17 protein-coding genes are annotated in these 18,733 nt (G+C 70.4%); 7 read left to right on the top strand and 10 right to left on the bottom strand.

What is annotated here, in order from left to right; all coding sequences use genetic code 11:
• Positions 1–15 precede the first annotated feature (15 nt).
• From ACJ8AN_RS37960 to ACJ8AN_RS37935, 6 genes are all read right to left on the bottom strand, one after another.
• Positions 16–888, bottom strand: a complete 873-nt coding sequence (locus ACJ8AN_RS37960) for a JmjC domain-containing protein (RefSeq protein ID WP_407760497.1) — start codon at positions 886–888, stop codon at positions 16–18.
• A gap of 138 nt (positions 889–1,026) precedes the next feature.
• On the bottom strand, positions 1,027–1,626 hold the full coding sequence (locus tag ACJ8AN_RS37955) for a hypothetical protein (RefSeq protein ID WP_407760496.1): 600 nt from the start codon (positions 1,624–1,626) through the stop codon (positions 1,027–1,029).
• Positions 1,627–1,723: 97 nt separating this feature from the next.
• Positions 1,724–2,572, bottom strand: coding sequence for a cyanophycinase (locus ACJ8AN_RS37950; RefSeq protein ID WP_407760495.1), 849 nt, complete (start codon positions 2,570–2,572; stop codon positions 1,724–1,726).
• The gene (locus ACJ8AN_RS37945; protein WP_407760494.1) at positions 2,569–3,684 is read right to left on the bottom strand and encodes an amidohydrolase family protein; all 1,116 of its coding nucleotides are present in this window, start codon (positions 3,682–3,684) and stop codon (positions 2,569–2,571) included. Before ACJ8AN_RS37945 ends, ACJ8AN_RS37950 begins: the two co-directional genes overlap by 4 nt.
• A 15-nt stretch (positions 3,685–3,699) precedes the next feature.
• Entirely contained in the window at positions 3,700–6,357 is a 2,658-nt protein-coding gene (cphA, locus tag ACJ8AN_RS37940) for a cyanophycin synthetase (RefSeq protein WP_407760493.1), read from the bottom strand.
• Between the two features lie 152 nt (positions 6,358–6,509).
• Positions 6,510–7,082, bottom strand: a complete 573-nt coding sequence (locus ACJ8AN_RS37935; protein WP_407760492.1) for an alpha-ketoglutarate-dependent dioxygenase AlkB — start codon at positions 7,080–7,082, stop codon at positions 6,510–6,512.
• Between the two features lie 163 nt (positions 7,083–7,245).
• Between ACJ8AN_RS37935 and ACJ8AN_RS37930 the strand changes: the two genes are divergently transcribed.
• Positions 7,246–7,464, top strand: a complete 219-nt coding sequence (locus ACJ8AN_RS37930; RefSeq protein ID WP_407760491.1) for a hypothetical protein — start codon at positions 7,246–7,248, stop codon at positions 7,462–7,464.
• Between the two features lie 64 nt (positions 7,465–7,528).
• On the opposite strand, the gene ACJ8AN_RS37925 is transcribed toward ACJ8AN_RS37930, so the two are convergent.
• From ACJ8AN_RS37925 to ACJ8AN_RS37915, 3 genes are all read right to left on the bottom strand, one after another.
• On the bottom strand, positions 7,529–8,539 hold the full coding sequence (locus ACJ8AN_RS37925) for a cyanophycinase (protein WP_407760490.1): 1,011 nt from the start codon (positions 8,537–8,539) through the stop codon (positions 7,529–7,531).
• Between the two features lie 74 nt (positions 8,540–8,613).
• Entirely contained in the window at positions 8,614–9,723 is a 1,110-nt protein-coding gene (locus ACJ8AN_RS37920) for a UTP--glucose-1-phosphate uridylyltransferase (RefSeq protein ID WP_407760489.1), read from the bottom strand.
• A 161-nt stretch (positions 9,724–9,884) separates the two neighbouring features.
• Positions 9,885–11,003 carry an AAA family ATPase gene (locus tag ACJ8AN_RS37915; RefSeq protein WP_407760488.1) on the bottom strand — a complete coding sequence of 373 codons (1,119 nt, stop codon included), beginning with the start codon at positions 11,001–11,003 and terminating at the stop codon, positions 9,885–9,887.
• 54 nt (positions 11,004–11,057) lie between these two features.
• On the opposite strand from ACJ8AN_RS37915, the gene ACJ8AN_RS37910 reads away from it, so the two are divergent.
• The 6 genes from ACJ8AN_RS37910 to ACJ8AN_RS37885 all read left to right on the top strand — a co-directional run bounded on the left by ACJ8AN_RS37910 (position 11,058) and on the right by ACJ8AN_RS37885 (position 17,856).
• On the top strand, positions 11,058–11,906 hold the full coding sequence (locus ACJ8AN_RS37910; protein ID WP_407760487.1) for a hypothetical protein: 849 nt from the start codon (positions 11,058–11,060) through the stop codon (positions 11,904–11,906).
• Positions 11,906–12,814: a DUF3396 domain-containing protein gene (locus ACJ8AN_RS37905; RefSeq protein ID WP_407760486.1), complete on the top strand. Its 909-nt coding sequence runs from the start codon at positions 11,906–11,908 to the stop codon at positions 12,812–12,814. The genes ACJ8AN_RS37910 and ACJ8AN_RS37905 overlap by 1 nt, the downstream gene beginning before the upstream one ends.
• Before the next feature lie 145 nt (positions 12,815–12,959).
• Positions 12,960–13,661 carry a DUF2339 domain-containing protein gene (locus ACJ8AN_RS37900; protein WP_407760485.1) on the top strand — a complete coding sequence of 234 codons (702 nt, stop codon included), beginning with the start codon at positions 12,960–12,962 and terminating at the stop codon, positions 13,659–13,661.
• 1 nt (position 13,662) lies between these two features.
• Complete coding sequence (locus tag ACJ8AN_RS37895; protein ID WP_407760484.1) at positions 13,663–14,328, top strand: hypothetical protein; 666 nt, start codon at positions 13,663–13,665, stop codon at positions 14,326–14,328.
• Between the two features lie 280 nt (positions 14,329–14,608).
• Positions 14,609–17,023 (top strand): transglycosylase SLT domain-containing protein, encoded by a 2,415-nt coding sequence (locus ACJ8AN_RS37890; protein WP_407760483.1) that lies wholly within the window; start codon positions 14,609–14,611, stop codon positions 17,021–17,023.
• Between the two features lie 29 nt (positions 17,024–17,052).
• A complete protein-coding gene (locus ACJ8AN_RS37885; protein WP_407760482.1) occupies positions 17,053–17,856 on the top strand; it encodes a GNAT family N-acetyltransferase in 804 nt (267 codons plus the stop codon).
• A gap of 21 nt (positions 17,857–17,877) precedes the next feature.
• On the opposite strand, the gene ACJ8AN_RS37880 is transcribed toward ACJ8AN_RS37885, so the two are convergent.
• The gene (locus ACJ8AN_RS37880; protein ID WP_407760481.1) at positions 17,878–18,723 is read right to left on the bottom strand and encodes a DUF3014 domain-containing protein; all 846 of its coding nucleotides are present in this window, start codon (positions 18,721–18,723) and stop codon (positions 17,878–17,880) included.
• Between the last annotated feature and the right edge of the window lie 10 nt (positions 18,724–18,733).

The following is an 18,733-nucleotide window of genomic DNA, read 5'->3' as shown; positions in this document are numbered from 1 at the left end:
TGGAGGCACGCGCGCTCAGCGCTTGTAGCGCATGCCCGCGGTGGCACTGGCGGCCATGAAGCGGAGCACCTGCCTCGGGTCCTCCATCATCCGCTTCAGCTCGTCCCCGAGCTCGCGGAACAACGTCTGGTAGGCCTCCATCTTCTCCGCGTCCGCTAGCGGCGAGGCATGCCCCAGCATGGGCAACCGCCGCTGCCAGTCGCGCGAGCGCAGCAGTTGCGAGCGCAGGAAGTCCAACACGTCGATGGGCGTCGCGGGCATGAGGCCCACGGAGATGGAGATGGCGTCGTGCTCCGGCGCCGTCACGTTGTGCCAGTAGCCCCCGGGAATGTAGAGCCAGTCCCCAGCCTCCAGCTGGCACTCCTGCACGGGCGTCCGCTCGCGCGAGACGTCCGGCGCGTCGGTGATGGTTTCGAGGAGCGGCGTCGGGTTGAGCGTGTTCTGCCGCAGCTGGTAGCGCTTGGAGCCCCCGGTCTGGAAGATGAAGACCTCCTCCGGATCGCAGTGCCACCCGAAGCTGCCGTGGCCCGCCGGGGTGTAATAGAGCTGAAGGTTGACCGTGCCCTGCAGCTCGCCCGAGAGCTTGCGTCCCAGCTCGGCGAGGCCGGCGTCATGCCGGTCCGCGTTCCTCAGGGCGAGCGAGTATCCCTGTTCATGGAGCGCGCGCACCTCGCGGGCGCTGGTGAGCCTCGGGCCGGACCACACCTTGCCATCGCGGACCAGCAGCAGGTCGCACCCGGTCTGCTCGATGAGGCGCTCGGCCGTGGCCCAGGTCGCCAGCTCGCGCAGGGACTCAGCCGTGGAGCGCCGCGCGAGCGGCTGCTGAAGGTAGTGCTCCTGGAGGAAGACGGAGCGGGGAAGATCGCCCAGCAAGGTGTCGATGAGCATGGTCCAGCCATTGGGTCCCGACGGGGACCCCTGCTCTCAATTGTCGTGGAGACCCGGGCCGGTCAACAGGAGAAAGAAGAGGCCCCCGAGGCTCGTGGTCCCCGGAGACCTCTTCGATGCGCGCGTCAGTCCTTGTCGCTAACGGCCGGTGCTGCCGCCCGAGCCCGTCTGGGAGCCCGAGCCGCCGCCCACGTCGGTACCCGTAGAGCCTGTGCCGCCCATGCCGGAGCCCGAGCCGCTGCCACCGATGTCGCCGGAGCCGGAGCCGCCCACGTCACCGCCCATGCTGCCCGAGCCGCCGCTGCCACCCAGATCGCCGCCCGAGCCGCCCACGTCGCTGCCCGAGCCGCCGCTGCCGCCCAGATCGCCGCCCGAGCCGCCCACGTCGCTGCCCGAGCCGCCGCTGCCGCCCAGATCGCCGCCCGTGCCGCCCGTGCTTCCGCTGCCACCCAGGTCGCCGCCCGAGCCGCCCGTGCTTCCGCTGCCGCCCATGCTGCCGCCAGCGCCGGAGCCGCCACTCCCGTTGCCACTCAGGCCCGAGCCTCCCGAGCCACCCGTCGACCCGGTGTCACCTCCACCCGAGTTGCTCCCCGTATCCATCGAGCCACCACCTTGGGTGGTGGTGGAGCCGCCCTGATCGCCCGCGCCGCCCGTGCCCTGATTTCCGCCCCTGCACCCCGCGCCAAAGAGCAGAGCCGCGGACACCGCGCCAACCAACACCGCCTTGATGTGCCTCATGTGTTCTTTCCTCACTGCGAGAGGGGTTACATGAGGGTAGGTACCCGTCACGCGGTGCAGCATTGGACTTGTGGACAATCCACGGCCGCGAGAACCCTCACACGTGAGGTGGTAGCGGGAGAGGAGGCAGGGGCCTGCGCTCCTTCAGGCTGAAGCGATCATTGCGAGCCAGCACATGCACGCGCGCATCGTGGACGGTGAGGATGCCCTGCGTGTGCATGTCCGAGAGGCTGGTGTAGCGGATGCCCAGGCCATCAATGACATAGACGCCGCCCGAGCCGAGCACGGTGAATTCCTCGTCGTTGTTCCGCACGAGGATGGCGGTGTCCTCGTCGAGGCCGATGCCGAGGTTGCGAGGATTCTGCGCGACGGCGGCCATCAACCGCGCGAAGCGGCCGCGCTCGGAGAAATGCGAGTCCACGATGGCGCTCCGGAGCAGCCCGAGCCCCGGGGCCATGGCCAGGGAAGACAGACTGGGATTGCGGCCATCGACGACGGCGCTGGGGCCGCCGAAGAGCATCGTCCCGGACATGGCCGCCGCCCCCGCCGAGGTGCCGACGATGGCCACCCCCTCCTGGTGCAGCGCGAAGATGCGCTCGAGCAATGGGGTGCCGCCCATCTGGCTGGTGATGCGCAACTGGTCGCCGCCCGAGAAGAACAGCACCGAGGCGCCCGTGAGCTTGTCCACGTTGGCCTGCTCATACGCCTGGTCGCGGTTGCGGATGTCGACCACCTCCATGCGCTGCACGCCCAGACGGGAGAAGGCCTTGCGGTAGGTCTCCGCCGTCTGCTCGGGCTCCATGGTGGCCACGGTGAGCAGGACCATGTGCCCGTCCCCCTCCGCCATCGCCTTCTTCGCCGCCTGCCGCAGGATTGCCTGCTCCTCGTTGGATTCCTTGTCCTCGCTCCCTCCGATGATCAGCAGTTCCCCCGGCTGCTTCTTCATGCCTCGTCTCCTTGCCCTCCCGCGAGCAGCCGCCCATCCCTCACCCGCCACCGTCCTCGCGCGACGACGTGGACGACCTCCAGCGAGTGCCTGTCCAGCACCACCACGTCACCGTCCAGGCCCGGTGCGAGCCGGCCCTTGCCGCGCAGCTTCAGCGCCGCCGCGGGATTGGCCGTGAAGAAAGGTAGTACCTGCTCCAACGGGAGCCCGTGCTCGCGCACCATGGAGACGAGCTCCTGGTGCAGCCGGGCCGGCTCCGCGCCCGCCGTGTGAGCATCCGAGGACACGGTGAGCCGCTCGGCCGCTCCTCCGTGTTCCAGGTAGTAGCGGATCCACCGGCCAATCCCGGGGTCCACCGTGTCCACGTCCACGTAGCCGCCCCGGCGCGACAGGGCGATGGCGTCGTCCATCAGCTCGTCGCTGCGGTTGGCGTGGGTGATGTAGAGGCACTCCGGCACGATTTCATAGTTGTCGAGCAGCGCATGCAGCGGCTTGAGCAGGCCGCGGCCCGGCCCGACGTGGAAGTGCGTCACGCCCGCCTTGCCCGCGGTGCGCCCGCCCACCATCGCCGAGGACACCACGCGCGCGAGCTCGTCCAGCGTGGGGTGGCTGGAGCGCACGTCGGAGATGGCCAGCTCGCCCACGCCGAGCACGCGCTCGATGAGCACCAGGTCCTCCGTCACCGAGCCGGTGAGCGTGAGCGGGGGCACGTGGAAGCCGCCCGTGTACAGGAAGGCGCTCACGCCCTCGGCCACGAGCTGCTGCACCTTGCCCACCAGCGCGCCCAGGTGCCGCGTGACGCCATCCGTGCCCAGGCAGCCCACCACGGTGGTGATTCCCGCGAGCAGCAACTGCTCGACGCTTACCTCGGGCCTGCGGGTGGCGAAGCCCTTCTCCCCGCCCGCGCCGATGAGGTGCTCGTGCGGATCCACCAGGCCGGGGAGGATGAAGCCGCCCCGGGCGTCCACCACCGCGTAGGGCAGTCCGAGCGCGGCCAGCGCGGCCTCGTCCACGTCCCCCAGCCGGCCCACGCGCTCGCCCACGAGCAGCACCGACGCGTCCGCCGCCGGTGCCGGCGTGAGGAGCACTCCGTTGCGGAGGAGGGTGAGCATCCGGGTGCGCGCCTCCTATTCGTAGCTGCGCGACACGGGGGCCTCGCACGCGCCGGCCTCGCCCACCTCCACGTCGGCGAGCGCCTCCAGAACCCGCAGCGCCGCGTCCACCTCGTCCGCGATGATGACCAGCCGGTCTCCGGGCCGGGTGAGCTGGAAGCCGCGGATGATGCCCTCGTGCTGATCCGCGGTGAAGTGGTGGGGCGTGTCCGGGCCCAGGCAGCTGCGCATCAGCTGGGGAACCTCCAGCTCCGCGCGCCCGCGGCGGTTCTTCAGGTCATGGAGCACGTACTCGTCCACGACGGGGAGCGAGGCCTGGACGGTGGCGAGGAGGTCCTCGTCGCGCCGGTCTCCGGGCAGGCCAATCACCATCACCGTGCGGCGGGAGCCGTCGTGGGGCAGCGCATCGGCGAGCGCGCGCATGGCTGCCGCGTTGTGCCCGTAGTCGAGGATGACCTGCCGCCCCGCCATCCCGAGCACGTTGAAGCGTCCCGGCGCCATGCGGTGGTCCGAGCGGAAGGTGGTGAGCGCCCGGACGATGAGCGCGGGGTTGAGTCCCTGCGCCCAGGCCGCCGCGGTGGCCGCCAGCGCGTTCTCCAGCTGGAAGCGGATGGCGCCTCCTCCGGTGAAGGTGATCCTATCCAGGTCCACCAGGAGCTGGCGCCGTCCGTCCCGGGCCGTGACGATGGAGCCGTTGTCCACGAACACGGCGCGGCCGCCCTGGGCCAGGTGCGCCTGGAGGATGGGGTTGTCCGCGTTGCGGGCGAAGTAGACGACCTTGCCCCGGCAGGCCGCCGCCATCTCCGCCACGAGCGGGTCCTCCGCGTTGAGCACCCCGAAGCCGTCCTCCGCCACGGACTCGATGACGACCTGCTTCACCCGCGCCAGCTGCTCCACCGTGTTGACACCGCTGATGCCCAGGTGGTCGGGGCTGACGTTGGTGACGATGCCCACGCTGCACCAATCGAAGCCGAGCCCCTCGCGCAGGATGCCGCCACGCGCCACCTCCAGCACCGCCACCTCCACGCGTGGGTGCAGCAGCACGGCCTGGGCGCTCCTCGGGCCCGAGCAGTCCCCCTCGAGGATGCGCTCGCCGCGGATGTACGTGCCGTCGGTGCTCGTCATGCCCACGCACGAGCGCGCCGTCTCGAACATGTGCGCCACCAGCCGGGTAACGGTCGTCTTCCCGTTGGTGCCCGTCACCGCGATGATGGGAATGCGCGAGGGCGCCCCATCCGGGTAGAGCGACTCGACAATGGGCACGCCCACGTCGCGCGGCTGGCCATTCGTGGGCTGCAGGTGCATGCGCAGGCCCGGCGCGGCGTTCACCTCGACGATGGCACCGGCCTGCTCCCCGAGCGGCCGCCGGATGTCCTTGCACAACAGGTCGATGCCCGCGACGTCCAGGTTGAGGACCTGCGCGGCGAGCTCGGCCATGCGCGCGTTGGCCGGGTGCACCTCGTCCGTCACGTCCGTGGCGGTGCCGCCGGTGGACAGGTTGCAGTTCTGGCGCAGCTTGACGGTCTGGCCCGCCTCCGGCACCGACTCCTCGGTGAGGCCCTGCTGGCCGAGCACCACGTGCGCCGCCTCGTCCAGCTTGATGCGCGTGAGCGAGCTGCTGTGGCCCGGGCGCCGGCGGGGATCCTGATTGGCGAGCTCCACCAACTGCGCCACCGTGCGCCGCCCGTCGCCAATGACCTGCGCCGGGTCCCTGCGCGCCGCGGCCACCATCTTCCCGTTGACGACCAGGAGGCGGTAGTCCTCGCCCTCGATGTGCTTCTCCACGAGCACGTCGCCGCGGTACTGGCTGGCGACCTCGTAGGCCGCACGCACCTCGGCCTCCGAGCGCAGGTTGACCATCACGCCCTTGCCCTGGTTGCCCGCCTCGGGCTTGAGGATGACGGGCAGCCCCAACTCCCGCGCCACCTCCCAGGCCTCGTCCGCCGAGCGCACCGTCTGGCCCTCGGGCACGGAGATGCCCACGTTGCGCAGCACGCGGTTGGTGAGGGGCTTCTCCTGGCAGATCTCCACCGCGAGCGCGGACGTGTCGGAGGTCTGCGAGGCGAGAATGCGCTTCTGGTGCACGCCGTAGCCCAGCTGCACCAGGCTGCCGGTGGGCGTGAGCCGGCGCACGGGAATCTTCCGGCGGCGCGCCGCGTCGACGATGGCCTTGGTGCTCGGGCCGAGCCGGTACTCGTCGGCGAGGTCCTGCAGGCGCTCGCGGGCGGCGGCCATGTCGAAGGGCTCGTCGAACATGGCGGCGAGCGTCAGCTCCAGCGCCGTCTTGAAGGCCTCGCGCGCGGGCTCCTCCTCCTGGTAGGCGATGATGACGTTGTACACCCCGGTCTCGCCCGTACCCCGCGCGCGCCCATAGGCCACGTCGAAGCCCATCTCGTTCTGCAGCGCGAGGGTGACGTGCTCGGCGATGTGCGCCAGGTAGGTGCCGCGCCGCAGCCGCTCCACGAAGCCCCCGGGCCTGCCCACGCTGCACTCGTGCCGGTGCAGCCCCGGTACCCAGCTCGTCAACCGCTCGACGAAGCCGGGAAAGGAGTTGCTCGGCTGCGTCTCGAGAGGACCAATGTCCAACTCGATGCGCAGCACCGTTTTGTATGCGTACAGGTTGGGCCCACGAAGGGCCTGGACCCTACGGACCGTCACGCCATGGGTGTTCATGGGAAGGATTCCGGGTCGAGGTGATTCCAGACGACAGCAGGTGATTCACACAAGCCGCATGCCCGTGTGCCTGCTTTTAGAGGTATTCCTGCCCTTCGCGGCGGGCACTTGGCCCGGGGTTCAATGAAGGGTGGGCACCGACATGTCCTCTGTCACTCAAGCGACGGAGCAACGCGACCCGGGGAATGCTTCACGGTCCGGAAGCTCAGCGAGTAGCGCAGGGATTTCACCGGCGAGAGCGTGTGCTGCCATTGCGAGCGCGACGCTCCGGCCAGGACATAGAGGGAGCGGGGCGCGAGCTCGAGCGCGGTGGTCTCGAAAGTGTCGCCCACCTTGCGCCGGAAGCGCATCCGCGCCGCGCCCAGCAGGGAGACGCCCATGACGCGTGGGCCAAACATGGGTGCATCCCGGTGCCAGCCAATGCTCGCTCCCGGGGGGTAGCGCGAGACGAGCACCTCCTCGAGCGCCTCGGGTTCGAGCCCCACGGCGGCGGCGCACCGGTCCCTCACGGACTCGAGGAAGCGAGGCACCGGCGGCGCGGGCGTGAGCTTCCAGGACTCGTACCCGTAGTCCCAGCCGTAATGAATGACGGTGCGCCGGGCCACCACCCCGTGCATGTGAATCTCCCGGTAGTCGAGCCGCGAGAGCTCGTCCACCAGGGCCCGCTCCTCCTCCTCGGAGAGGAAGTCGGGTTGATAGCTCAGTCCTTCCGGTAGCTCGGCCACCCGGAGAAGTTGAGAAGCGGGCAGCGGGGCCGCAGCGAGTCCCAGCCACGACGCGGAGCGCCTGGTGGCCCGTGAGGAGGGGGAGCGAGCGGGCTTGCACGTCCCCTCGAAGGTGCGGGCGTGAACAGCTTGGGAGGAGTGCTCGCGCAGAGAGGTCCACACCATGAAAGAGCCAGCGAAGGAACGGGGCTCCGCGGCGCCCCCCGGCCCGGAGAATCCCCTCGAGGGCGTCCAGCAGGAGGAAGGGCGTTCGGCGGACGCGGACGCGGTGCCCACCTCCCCCGGAGGCAAGGCCAACGCGGGGCCCGAGGAGCAGATCGCCGGGCGCGCCGTGGACACCATCATGGACGGCGACGGCAGCTACCTGGAGCCACCCGATTGAGGACTGACGGAGGGGAGCCCTGGCGCTCCCCTCCTTCGTTTCATGAGCGCTGCACGAGCCCGCGTCAGTGCACGGCCGCGCCGCTCGAGGCGTGCTCGGACTTGTCGAGCTGGCGCTCCACCGTCTTGGCGAACTCGTGCGACGGGTGGCGGCTCCGCAGGTCGAAGCTGTCGCCCTGGCTCAGCACGTGGAGCCGGACGTTGAAGATGGAGAGGGTGCGCGCCTCCTCCTCCTCCGCCACGTTGGTGTACGTCACGTTCTCGGCGTCGGCGACGTAGACGGCGCCCGAGCCGTAGACGGTGAAGGCCTCCTCCCGCTCGACGACGATGGCCGTGTCCTCGTCGATGCCCAGCCCGAGGAAGCGCGGGTTCTGCGCCACCGCGCCCAGCAGCCGGCCGATGCGCCCGCGCTCGGCGAAGTGCTGGTCGATGATGACGTCCCGGAGGAAACCCAGCCCCGGGGCCATCTGCAGCGTCTCGCCAATCTTGTGCGTCTCCCGGCCGGGGCCGGACACGAGCATCGTGTCGGCCATGACGGACGCGCCGGCCGACGTGCCCGCCACGGTGCCGCCCTGGTGGTAGAACTCCTCCACCGCGGCGCACAGCCGGGTGCCCGCGAAGCGCGTGGTGATCTTCAACTGCGCGCCCCCCGTGAAGAAGAAGACCTCGGCCCCTTCGAGCAGGTCCAGCGGCGGCTCTATCAACAGGTCCGCGCGCCGTTCGATGTCGAGGTGGACGACGTCCTTGCACCCCATGTCCCGGAAGGCGCGCTGGTAGTCCTTCCAGACCTCGCCGGGCACGTCGCTCGCCACCGTGCAGACCACCACCCGGCCTCCCTTCGCGCATCGGGATACCTGGCGAAGGATGAGCCGCTCGCCCTCCTTCTCCTCATGGCCCCCGATGATGACGAGGCGCCCGGCGACCGGCCGCCGCTGCTCGGACGGCCCCGAGGGGCGGTGGGTGTCATCGCTCGCTCGCTCCGTCTGGGTCCGGCGCAGCGCGATGCTCTCGCGCTGGCCGTTGCCCTTGTGTCCGTTCTTCGCTGCTCGTCTGCTCCTGCCCGCCGTGCGTGCCATGCGCTTCGCTCTCCGGTCTCTCGTCTCCAAAGATAGGCAGGCGGAGCGCCGGGCGCCGGGGAGGGGCACATTGGTCAGGAGGACATGAACCGCGGTCGGAGCCGCTGCGCCACGCGCGGCAGGTCATCGGGCGCCTTCACGGGCTCGAAGCGGCTGGTCGCCGGATCCGTGCGGCTCACCTCGACGAAGGCCACCGGCATGAGCGGCTGGCCATCCGGCCGGGTGAGGCTGCTGGCCTCCGCCGTCACCTGCTCGAACTGCAGGACGGGCTGGTCCTCCACCTTCTTGGAGACGACGCGGTAGGGGATGGGGACCTCCTTGGCGACCATCGCGTCCAGGTCGAAGGTGATGTTGTTGGTGGAGATGAAGCCATGCTTGGTGGGGTCCACCTTCTCCACGAGCTGGAGCTGGCCGTTGAGGCGCACCGGCGCCGCGCCCGCGTCGAGCGCCCCGCTCGGGTTGGCGCGCGGCGTCACCTCCACCGTCATGGCCTTGCCCAGCCGCAGGTGCATCCCGATGACGACCGGGTCGAGCGTCGCCGCCAGGTTGTCCACGTTGGAGAAGTAGATGCAGCGCACACCGCGCTGGCGCAGTTGCTCCCCCACCCCGCTCTCGCGCAGCGCGCGGAAGACGTCCCCGTGGCCCGAGGGGGCGAACGAGAGCTTCCCATCCGCCTCGTGGAAGAGCTCTCCGGTGGGCGTGAGCCGCGGGAGCATCCGCTGGCGGAAGAGGTACACGTTCTCCTTCAACCCCTTCTGCTCGAGGTGCTCGGCGATGGCCTCGTGGGTGAGGAAGGAGGTCATCAGCGTCACGGGCACCGGGCGGCCCAGGCGCTTGCCCAGCGCGCGCGCCTCCTCGAGCTTGATGTCCAGGAAGGTGCGCTCGCCGATGATCGGCACGAGCCCCTTCACCCCGCCACCGAAGCGCGTCCCGGCGCCACCAGCCACCACGAGCGCGGCCACCTGGCCCTGGCGGAACGCCTCCTCACCGCGAGCCCGGCACGCCTCGTACTCGGGAGTGCCCTCGAGCGGGAGGGGCCGGATGTCGCCCTCCTTCAGCGGCTGGAGGGAGCCCGCGAGGGGCGGAGCCTCGGTCAGCTCGCCCCGCTTGTATCTGGCGAGCAGCTCTCGAAAGCTCGCGGCGTCGAAGCCGTCACGCGCGAACTGGGGATTGTCGAGTTCCATGTCCATCCTTTGGCGGGCCTCGTGTCCAGGGCAGCTCGGGCCCGTCTGGTGAGCGGTCTGCCTTCCGCGGGGCCGATGCTAGAGGGTGAGGGGCCCGGGCTCCACAGAGACAATCCGCCGCCGCCATCGTTTGGCCTCTACCGTCCGCCCATGAACGGGGATTACTCCTCGGGCTCCTCCGGCGGAGCCCGGCCCTCCACCACCGTCGCCCCAATCTCCTTGGTGAGCCGCACCGGCTCGGCCCCGGAGCGCTCCGCGATGACGCGTGCCAGGGGCTCCGCGTGGGTCGTCACCCAGACCTGGCTGTGCAGCGAGGCGTCCACGATGAGCCGGCCGAGCGGCTCCAGCAGCTCCGGGTGCAGGCTGGTCTCCGGCTCGTTGAGCGCGAGGAACGCGGGAGGCCTCGGGCTGAGCAGCGCCGCCAGGAGGCACAGGTAGCGCAGCGTGCCGTCGGACAGCTCGCGAGCGGCCAGCGGACGCAGGAGCCCCGGCTGGTGGAGGAAGAGGCTGAAGCGGCCCTGGGGGGCCTGCACCTCCACTCGCGAGCCCGGGAAGGCATCCGAGACAGCGCGCTCGAGGCCCTTCTCGTCGCCGATCTCGATGATGGTCTGCAGCGCGGCGGCGAGGTCTCGTCCGTCATGGGCCAGCACGGGCGTGCGCACGCCCACCTGCGGCGAGCGCTGGGGCGCCTCCGGGTCCGTGCGGAAGTGGTGGTAGAAGCGCCACATCCGCAGCGTGCGCTGCAGCTCGGACAGGCGCGGGAAGCGGTGGGGCTCGACGAGCTGGGGCATCACCGACTCGCCATCCCAGAGCTGCACGGGGAAGGAGGTGCGCTGTCCCTCCGAGTCGCGCAGGAAGGCCGAGCGGTGTTTGCGCTCCATCAGCACCGCGCGCCGCTTGCCCTCCACTGCCCACAGGTGCTCCTCCTTCACCTCGGGGTCCAGGTTGAAGAGGCTCGTGGAGTACCGGTCCTTTCCGCCCGCGGGCGGCACCGGGCCGATGCTCAGCTCGTACGCGAGGTCATCGAGGGTGACGCCCACCGTCATGCGCACGGGCTTCTTCTCGCGCGAGCCGGCCCAGAGCACGCTGGGCACGCCGCCCTCCTCCGCGAGCACCTGGGCGAGCCGGCCCTCGGCGGCGGCGGACAGCAGGTAGAGCGAGCGGTAGAGGTTCGTCTTCCCGCTGCCATTGGGCCCGACGATGACGGTGAGGGGACCCACGGGCAGCACGAGCCCGCGCACCGAGCGGTACCCGGCGACCTCCAACTGGGTGATGGCCATGGCGCCGCACCTTACGCCGGGCTCCCTCCCACCGGAATCCACTACGCTCGGAGCATGTCCACCCGTGTGCCCGCGCCTGGCGTACCGCTCCTGCTCGTTCCCCTGCTGCTGACGGGATGCGCCACGGACCTCTCGGCGACGCGCACGCCCGGCTCAGGGCCCCGAGCACCAGGCCATTACGCACAGACGACGGACTCGGCGACGGCCGGCTGCCTCCGCAACCCCGCCTGCTACACGAAGCTGCCGGGCGAAGAAGCGACCATCCCCTGGCTGTCACGTGCCGAGGACGCCGCGCACGCCGCCATCACCCTGGCCAGGTTGCTGGAGGGCGCGGACATCAAGCTCGTCGAGCAGATCCTCGCCGATTGCGCCCAGAAGGCGAACCAGAAGGTCAACAACGAGGATGAGGAACTCCAGGGACAGGAGCCCACCCGGGAGCAATGCAAGAAGGTGGTGCGCATGGAGGGGAACAAGGAAGTGACGCGCGCCATGGAACTGGGGGCCAAGAAGCACGAGGAGGCCCTGAACTGCGCCCGCGAGGCCTTGGCCGGACGCTTCGCACAGCACGTCAGCGTGGAGCCCACCTACCAGAAGGATTCCACGACGGGACTGTGGCGATGGGTCGATCCCGAGCAGGTGAAGGAGTGGTTGCAGTTCGGGCTGACCAGCGCACTCTGGGGAGCACTGGTGCCCGACATCGTGATTCACGCCTCGGGAAATCCGAACCAACTCCAGAACGTCTACGACTTCAAGTTCCCTTGCCCTTCGACCAACAGCCCTTCGTGGAGGCCCTCCACCCCGGACCAACCTCATTTCCCAAAGGATCAAGGCAAGATGTATGAAGACGCGCTCCTCGGAGGAGAGAGCAAGCCCCAGCGCGTTACTCCCAAGGGAGTCCAATGATGAGCGAGCATTATCCGCGCATTCGTATCGACTCGTTTTTCGCTCAACAACGTCTCCTGCAAATCCGGGAGAGCGTGAGCATTACCTTCTACATGAAGCGCTCCCACCGGGAGGTGGTGCACCAGGTGCTGCGAGCCCTGGACGTGTATCGCCGCGCGTTGAAATCCCAGGCACTTGGTTGGTACGCGAACCCCGATAACGAAGACTGGGATGAACTCGATGACAAGGGCTGGGCACATGTCCAGCGCTACATGCTCGAGCAACCCGACGCCCACCTCTGGCTGAGCGAGTCCCCCAGTGAAACCCTGGGATACGAACTCCTTTACGACGGCCTTCTGCTCGAAGCCTACAAGCGGGATCCCACCAGCCAGGTGTCCTTCTTCCTCCCCTCGGAATATCTGGAGGAGCACGGACCGGGCCCAGTCCGGGAACTGGCGATGGAATTGGCGGCGGAACTGCCCTTCAACTCTGGCCACGCGGGTCTCTGCTTCCATTTCCCGGATGCTCTCCTCGGTATCACCCGCCCCATCCGAGACCTGTGCTTCCGCTACCCCGGTCTGGACATTCCGGAAGCACGCTTCGCCACCAGCTATATCGGTACACGGGTGGATGGGGTGCACTGGTTGAACTTCCTGGGCCCGCCCGTGTTGGGGGAACTGGGGGGCGCCGCGGGCCTGCGCGCGCGCCTGCACTCGCCCGACACCACCGTGCAGGAACTCGGTGGAGAACGAGTGGTGGTGACGCTGGGTAAATGGCCAGAGGCAGGGGACACGGAGAAGGGTCACACGCTGCCCGCCTACCGCGAGCTGGCGCGCGTGCTGGAACCCTGGTTGTACATGCAACGCCCTATCGAGGCTGGTTTCTCCGAAGCAGACATGCGCCGCTGGGAGCGCCGATTCCTCGACTGACGCGCGCTGCACACTCGCCCCCGCACCTGTGCGCGCCGTTGCACAGCCGTTGCGCACGCGCCCGCGCTCTTCCCTCTGCATGACGCACGGCGCCAGGGCTGGCGCACGCGATGCATTGGACCCTCTCCCCGGAGGGTCCAAATCCATGAATGCAACGATGTCGACGAAGTGGGATGTGCGGGTGCTGGCCGGTGCGGGCGCGGGGATGATGACGCTCGCGGGCGTCTTCCTCTGGCGCGACCTGCAGGTGCCCCAGGAGCTGCTGCTCGCGGTGGCCGCGGTGCTGGCCTCGGCGGTGGCGCTGGCCGATGTGCCTCGTCACCGTCCGCTCGTCGGCCCCATCGCCCTGCTCCTCACCGGCCTCTGCGGCGGCCTCTGGTATGCGGCCTCCAAGTCCGGGCTGCTGCTCGTGGGCCTCGGCCTCACCGTCCTCACCTCGGCCATCACCGTGGCGCGCACCTGGCGCCGCGCCGAGGCGCGTGAGGACAGGGTGCAGGGCGTCCTCCTCTGGTACGGCCTGACGGTGGCGGTGCTCGCGGCCTCGTGGGCCTTCTACTTCCACTTCTTCACCCTGGGCTTCGCCGCCGACGACATCGGCCGCCGCCTCGTGCTCACCCTCGGCTGGCTCGCCGCGGGCGTGGGCCTCGTGGTGTACGGCCGCATGCGCGACGCATCCGTCATCCGCGACGCGGGCTTCGCCTTCATCGCCATGGCCCTCGGCAAGGCGCTCGCCTACGACACCACGCACCTCAGTGGCACGCTGCGCGTCGCGGGCCTCGCGGGCGCCGGCGCGCTGATGCTCGGCGGCGCGTGGCTGTCCTCCCACCGCACGGCCCGGAGCGCGTGACATGGGCCCCCTCGCCGCACTCGTGATGCTGCTCGCCGCGGGCTCGCCCGAGCCCTCTTGCTTCGTCCCCTCGGACCAGATGGCCGGGTGGAAGCGCGTGGTGTTGCCCGAGGGCGCCCCGGCGCTCGCCGCCCCGGCGGACGTGGACCAGTTCCGCTCCGGCGAGCCCGCGCTCCTCTTCGAGCAGGACGCCTCCGCGTATATCGGCGCCGACTCGGAGCACCCCGGCCGCATGGCCTACCGCTTCCAGGTGCCTCGCGACGCGCACCAGTTGGTGCTCGACTTCCTCGAGGACCTGCGCGGCGCGAAGGTGGACGCCGTGGCGTACGCGGGGGGCCGCGCCTTCCCGCTGCTCGACGAGCGGCGGTACTCGGGGACGCAGCTGGGGCTGTACTGGACGATGGAGGGCGTGGACCACGTGGTGGTGTCCGTGCACCACCACCTGCGCGAGAAGCCCGTGGTGCGCGAGTGGCACGTGGGCCGGCGGCTCGAGCCCGGGAAGGACCCGAGGCTGTCCGCGTCCTTCCGCGCGCCGCGCTCGCTCTACTTCCTCCACCCGGGCGGTGGCCGGCGGCTGGAGCTGTGCGAGGCGCCGGGGCGCGAGCTGCGCCTCTCTCGCTGGCCCGAGAGCGCCAACGCCTCCGAGGTAACACTGCGCCGGCCGTGAACGCTCACGCGGCGTGAGAAACCTCCACTCCCGCATTCTGAGAGGGAGCGAGCCACGCGGTGACCCTGTCGCGTAGCTCGCTCGCCTGCCCCCTGGCGGGCATGTGCGCCGTGCACGAGACAACGCACGCGCTCTTAGCTCCACGCTCCCACACTCCCCGTGCCTGCCAGCCATTCCTAGTTCTAGGCCCTCACGCGCTGTGCGTGCCTCGAACAAGGGGGAAGGTGTGGGACTGGAACATGCGACGCTCCGAGGCATCCTGCGGTCCGCGAGTCCGTTGATGAGCTGGCCGCTGGTGGCCGCCCTCTGGGTGGCGCCCGCACGGGCCGAGCAACCGGCGACGGGCTCCAAGAGCACGGTGCAGCAGCAGGAGCAGCAACAGGACAAGCCGGAAGGCGACATCTCGAATCTCGCCGAGAGCGCCTCCTCCAAGCACCAGCTGGACTCCTCGCTGGACAGCGAGAGCGAGGAAGCGCCGCCCGAGTTCACCATCGGGCCTTCGGAGCCGGTGGCCCCCGGCGAGCGCCAGTGGGTGCGCAAGTTCGAGCTCTCGGACCTCAAGTCCTACTTCGCCGAGGGCGAGCTGGCGAAGGCGAAGGCCGCATATGACCGGGGCCGCTACCGCGTCGCGCGGCAGTTGCTGGAGACGCAGGACGCCACGCCGCCGGTGCGCTACCTGAAGGCCATGAGCGCGCTGCGCCTGGGCCAGTGGGCCACGGCGGCCGAGGAATTCGCGGCGCTGGCGGAGGCCCATCCGCCCCTGCGCGACTACTGTCACTTCGAGGCGGCGCGCGCCTACGAGCGCATGCGCAAGTGGACGGAGGCCGTCCAGCAGTACGGGGCCGTGTCCCCCACGGCGCGGCGCTACGTGGATGCGCGCTTCGGCATGGCGTACCTCCTCGAGAAGAAGAAGCGCGACTACGCCGGGGCCGTGGCGGCGCTCACCCCGCTCGTGCAGTCGGACTCGCCCAAGCCCAACAACCCCGCCCAGTCCGAGGCATGGCTGACCATCGCCCGGCTCGCGCGCTACCAGGCCGACTACAACGGCGAGCACCGCGCGCACCTGGCCGTCTGGGCGCTCCACCCCTTCTCCAAGGAGGTCTCCGCGGCGGTGAAGGGCCTGCGCGACCTGCCCTACGTGCCCAAGTGGAAGGTGGCGCGCGCCGAGACGCTGCTCTCGCTGCACCACAACCGCGAGGCGATGGACCTCCTCGAGCGGCTGCTGCCGAAGATGCAGCTGCCGGACGAGCTCGCCTGCCGCGCGCAGTTCGCCTACGGCACGGCGCTGCGCAAGGAGCGCAAGCACTCGCTGGCCATCCAGGCGCTGCGGCCCGTCATCGAGCAGTGCCAGGACGCCAACCTGCGCGCCCGCGCCCTCTATGTGCTGGGCTATTCGGAGGGCGTGGTGGAGCCGGACAGTGCCGTCGCCACCTACCTGAAGCTCGCGCAGGACTACCCGGAGCACCCGTACGCGGATGACGCGCTCTTCTACGCGGCGCACAAGGCGCTGGAGCGCGGCAACAAGGCGGCGGCCATGGGTTACCTGGATCAGCTCATCGCCCGCTACCCGGACGGCAACTTCGCCTCCGAGGCCCTCTTCGAGCGCTTCATGGTGTACCGCGCCGAGGGCAACAGCACCGCGGCCTTCGAGGCCCTCTCGCGGATTGAGGAGCTCAAGGGCCGGGGCTCCACGCACGAGTCGGTGCAGCGGGCCCGCTACTGGCGCGCGCGCGTGCTGCTGTCCATGGGCCGCGCCGAGGAGTCGCACGCCCTCATGGAGCGGGTGGCGGCGGAAGGAGCGGCCACGTGGTACGGGCTGCTGGCGCGCTCCCGCCTGACGCGTGAGGCGCCCGAGCGGGCCCGTACCCTGCTGGAGCGGCTGCGCAGCCCCGCCAGCGCCTCCAACGTCTGGCCACTGGACGCGGGCAACCTCGCGCAGGACCCCCACTTCGTCACCGGCCTCGAGCTGCTCAAGCTCGAGCACCGCGAGGCGCCCGCGGAGCTGCTGGCCGTGGACCGCCGGGGCCGCAGCGAGGAGTCCATCCGCCTGCTCTTCCACATCCTCCACGCCTCGGGCTACGAGGGCTATGCGCGCAGCATCGCCTGGGCACTGCGCCGCGAGGGACTGGCCGCGCCCACCGAGGCCGAGACGCGCCTCATCTACTCCATGGCCTACCCGCATTCCTTCCGCAACCTGGTGGTGCAGCACAGCCGGGCGGCGCGGGTGAACCCGGACCTGATGCAGGCCCTCATCCGCGAGGAGAGCGCCTTCAATCCCAACGCGCGCTCGCCCACGGGTGCGCTGGGCCTGGCGCAGCTCATGCCGGCCACGGCCTTCGCGGTGGCGCGCCAGCTCAACGTGCCGCTGGCCACGTCCGCCGCGCTGCTCGAGCCGCAGGAGAACATCCGCCTGGGCTCGGCGTACCTGGGCAGCCTGCAGCGGCGCTTCGCGGGCAACCCGGCCTACGCGGTGGCCAGCTACAACGCGGGCCCGGGCGCGGTGGACCGCTGGCTGTCGCGCAACCCCGACGCCGAGCTGGACGAGTGGGTGGAGCAGATTCCCGTGGAGGAGACGCGCCTGTACGTCAAGCGCGTGCTCGGCAGCGCCGCGGCCTACCAGCTCCTCTATGCCTCGGGCTCCTTCACCACGCTGGCCTTCGGGGAGCGCGGCTCCAATAATGCGGGCTCACGGTGAGCCTCCCGCGGGCTCACACCGGGCCCGCCATGTCCATCGACGAAATCCACGAGTCCAATACCCAGTTCCATGACTCCTGGCGCTTCTTCGCCAGGAACAGCGCCGCCGGAGAAGTGCTCGAGCTGCCCGAGGTGAGCATCGCGTCGAGCAACGTCTCCTGGGCGATGATGAACACGGCCTTCCTCCCCTCCCCGGTGGAGACGGAGGAGGCGCTGGAGCGGGCCGCCGCCGCCGCCGCCCGCTTCTTCGTCCCCAGGGGCCGGGGGTGGATGCTGGCCCTGTGCGAGGATTGGGTGCCGCCCCGGTTGCGCGAGCGCGCGGGTGAGCTGTTCGCTCCCCATGGGCTGAAGCTGTCCCTGGTGGCCACCGGCATGGTGGCCGAGCGCCTCGCCCCGCCCCTGCGTCCGCTGCCCGCGATGGAGATCCGCCACGCGGAGGACGCGCGGGGGCGCCGCGACATCGCCGACGTCAACTCGCTCTGTTACGACGTGCCGATCGCCACGGGGCGCGAGGCCTTCGACGTGCCCGGCATCTTCTCCGGGGACAGCAAGGGCTACGTCGGCTACCGCCACGTGGAGGCCGCCACCAGCGCGGCCATCATCCGGGTGGGCGAGGTGGCCTACATCGCCATGGTGGCCACTCTGCCCGCGCACCGGCAGCTCGGCTGTGCCGAGGCCGTCATGCGCCACGCGCTCGCCGAGGCGAAGCAGGCCTGGGGCATGGAGCGCACGGTGCTGCACGCCACGCCCGCGGGGCTGCCGGTGTACCAGCGCATGGGCTACCGGCCCGTGACGCGCTTCCACTTCTACATGGCGCCCCCGCGGGAGCACTGAGCCCCCGCGGGGAGCGCCCCCTCAGTGGTGTCCGAGGTCGGGCTGCGCGAGCGCGGCCTGGAACTCGCGCAGCTTCGCCTGGAGGGCGCGGGCGTGCTCCGGCCCCATGCGCAGCAGGTGCTTCTGCGCGGGGCTGAGCTGCTCGAGCTCCGGCGCCGCGTAGGCGAAGAGGGCGCCCTTGGCGGGCACCACCTCGAGCTCTCCCTCGGGCACGGGCGTGTCGAGCATCTTCTGGAGGGCCTTGGTGAACGTCTGATCGAAGGTCTGGCCCGGGCGGCCGATCTCCGCGTAGGCCTGCTCGAAGAGGGGCTTGAGGGCCCTGTACGTCAGCACGCTGGCCTGCGTGTCGAGCGAGGTGAGCACGCGCGTCACGGCGTCATAGCGGGCGAAGCTGCCGGGGGCGATGAAGGTATGGCCCTTGCGCTCGACGGCCTGGAAGGCCCCCGGAGGCGCCAGGAAGGACAGGGAGGCGCGGGGGCTCTCCCCCTCGGAGATGTTGTTGACGGCGGTGGTGAAGCGCCGGGCCAGGTCCTCGGTGCCGGCGAGCCACTTCTGCAGCTCGGGCTCCGGGGACAGCAGGCCCACCAGCTCGCGCACGCGCGGATCGCTCTGCGTGAGCGGCGGCATTTTCTGGGCGGTGGTGATGGAGGCCTCGCTGGTGCTGGGACCGCGGACCGTCTCCGGCCCGGGAGGCGCGGCCGGGGCAGGCTCCTTTCTCCCCATCAGCAGATAGGCGGCCACGCCCAGCACCACCACGGCGATGACGATGCTGGCGATGAGCGCGGGCTTGCGCGAGGAAGCGGGCTGCGGCGGGGGGGCGCCGAGGGGCGCGCCAGGCTGAGGCTGCTGCGGCTGCGGGACGCTCATGATTCCTCCA

Source organism: Archangium sp. (genome assembly GCF_045802675.1).
Lineage (GTDB): Bacteria > Myxococcota > Myxococcia > Myxococcales > Myxococcaceae > Archangium.
Note: the sequence above shows the minus strand (reverse complement) of the source record. Positions and strands in the feature narration are given on the sequence as shown.

Coding starts and splice junctions, on each gene's coding strand:
- ACJ8AN_RS37920 (WP_407760489.1), bottom strand. CDS start 9,723: ATGGAACTCGACAATCCCCAGTTCGCGCGTGACGGCTTCGACGCCGCG.
- cphA (WP_407760493.1), bottom strand. CDS start 6,357: ATGAACACCCATGGCGTGACGGTCCGTAGGGTCCAGGCCCTTCGTGGG.
- ACJ8AN_RS37930 (WP_407760491.1), top strand. CDS start 7,246: ATGAAAGAGCCAGCGAAGGAACGGGGCTCCGCGGCGCCCCCCGGCCCG.
- ACJ8AN_RS37895 (WP_407760484.1), top strand. CDS start 13,663: ATGGGCCCCCTCGCCGCACTCGTGATGCTGCTCGCCGCGGGCTCGCCC.
- ACJ8AN_RS37950 (WP_407760495.1), bottom strand. CDS start 2,572: ATGAAGAAGCAGCCGGGGGAACTGCTGATCATCGGAGGGAGCGAGGAC.
- ACJ8AN_RS37890 (WP_407760483.1), top strand. CDS start 14,609: ATGAGCTGGCCGCTGGTGGCCGCCCTCTGGGTGGCGCCCGCACGGGCC.
- ACJ8AN_RS37885 (WP_407760482.1), top strand. CDS start 17,053: ATGTCCATCGACGAAATCCACGAGTCCAATACCCAGTTCCATGACTCC.
- ACJ8AN_RS37960 (WP_407760497.1), bottom strand. CDS start 888: ATGCTCATCGACACCTTGCTGGGCGATCTTCCCCGCTCCGTCTTCCTC.
- ACJ8AN_RS37905 (WP_407760486.1), top strand. CDS start 11,906: ATGAGCGAGCATTATCCGCGCATTCGTATCGACTCGTTTTTCGCTCAA.
- ACJ8AN_RS37925 (WP_407760490.1), bottom strand. CDS start 8,539: ATGGCACGCACGGCGGGCAGGAGCAGACGAGCAGCGAAGAACGGACAC.
- ACJ8AN_RS37900 (WP_407760485.1), top strand. CDS start 12,960: ATGAATGCAACGATGTCGACGAAGTGGGATGTGCGGGTGCTGGCCGGT.
- ACJ8AN_RS37915 (WP_407760488.1), bottom strand. CDS start 11,003: ATGGCCATCACCCAGTTGGAGGTCGCCGGGTACCGCTCGGTGCGCGGG.
- ACJ8AN_RS37945 (WP_407760494.1), bottom strand. CDS start 3,684: ATGCTCACCCTCCTCCGCAACGGAGTGCTCCTCACGCCGGCACCGGCG.
- ACJ8AN_RS37880 (WP_407760481.1), bottom strand. CDS start 18,723: ATGAGCGTCCCGCAGCCGCAGCAGCCTCAGCCTGGCGCGCCCCTCGGC.
- ACJ8AN_RS37910 (WP_407760487.1), top strand. CDS start 11,058: ATGTCCACCCGTGTGCCCGCGCCTGGCGTACCGCTCCTGCTCGTTCCC.
- ACJ8AN_RS37955 (WP_407760496.1), bottom strand. CDS start 1,626: ATGAGGCACATCAAGGCGGTGTTGGTTGGCGCGGTGTCCGCGGCTCTG.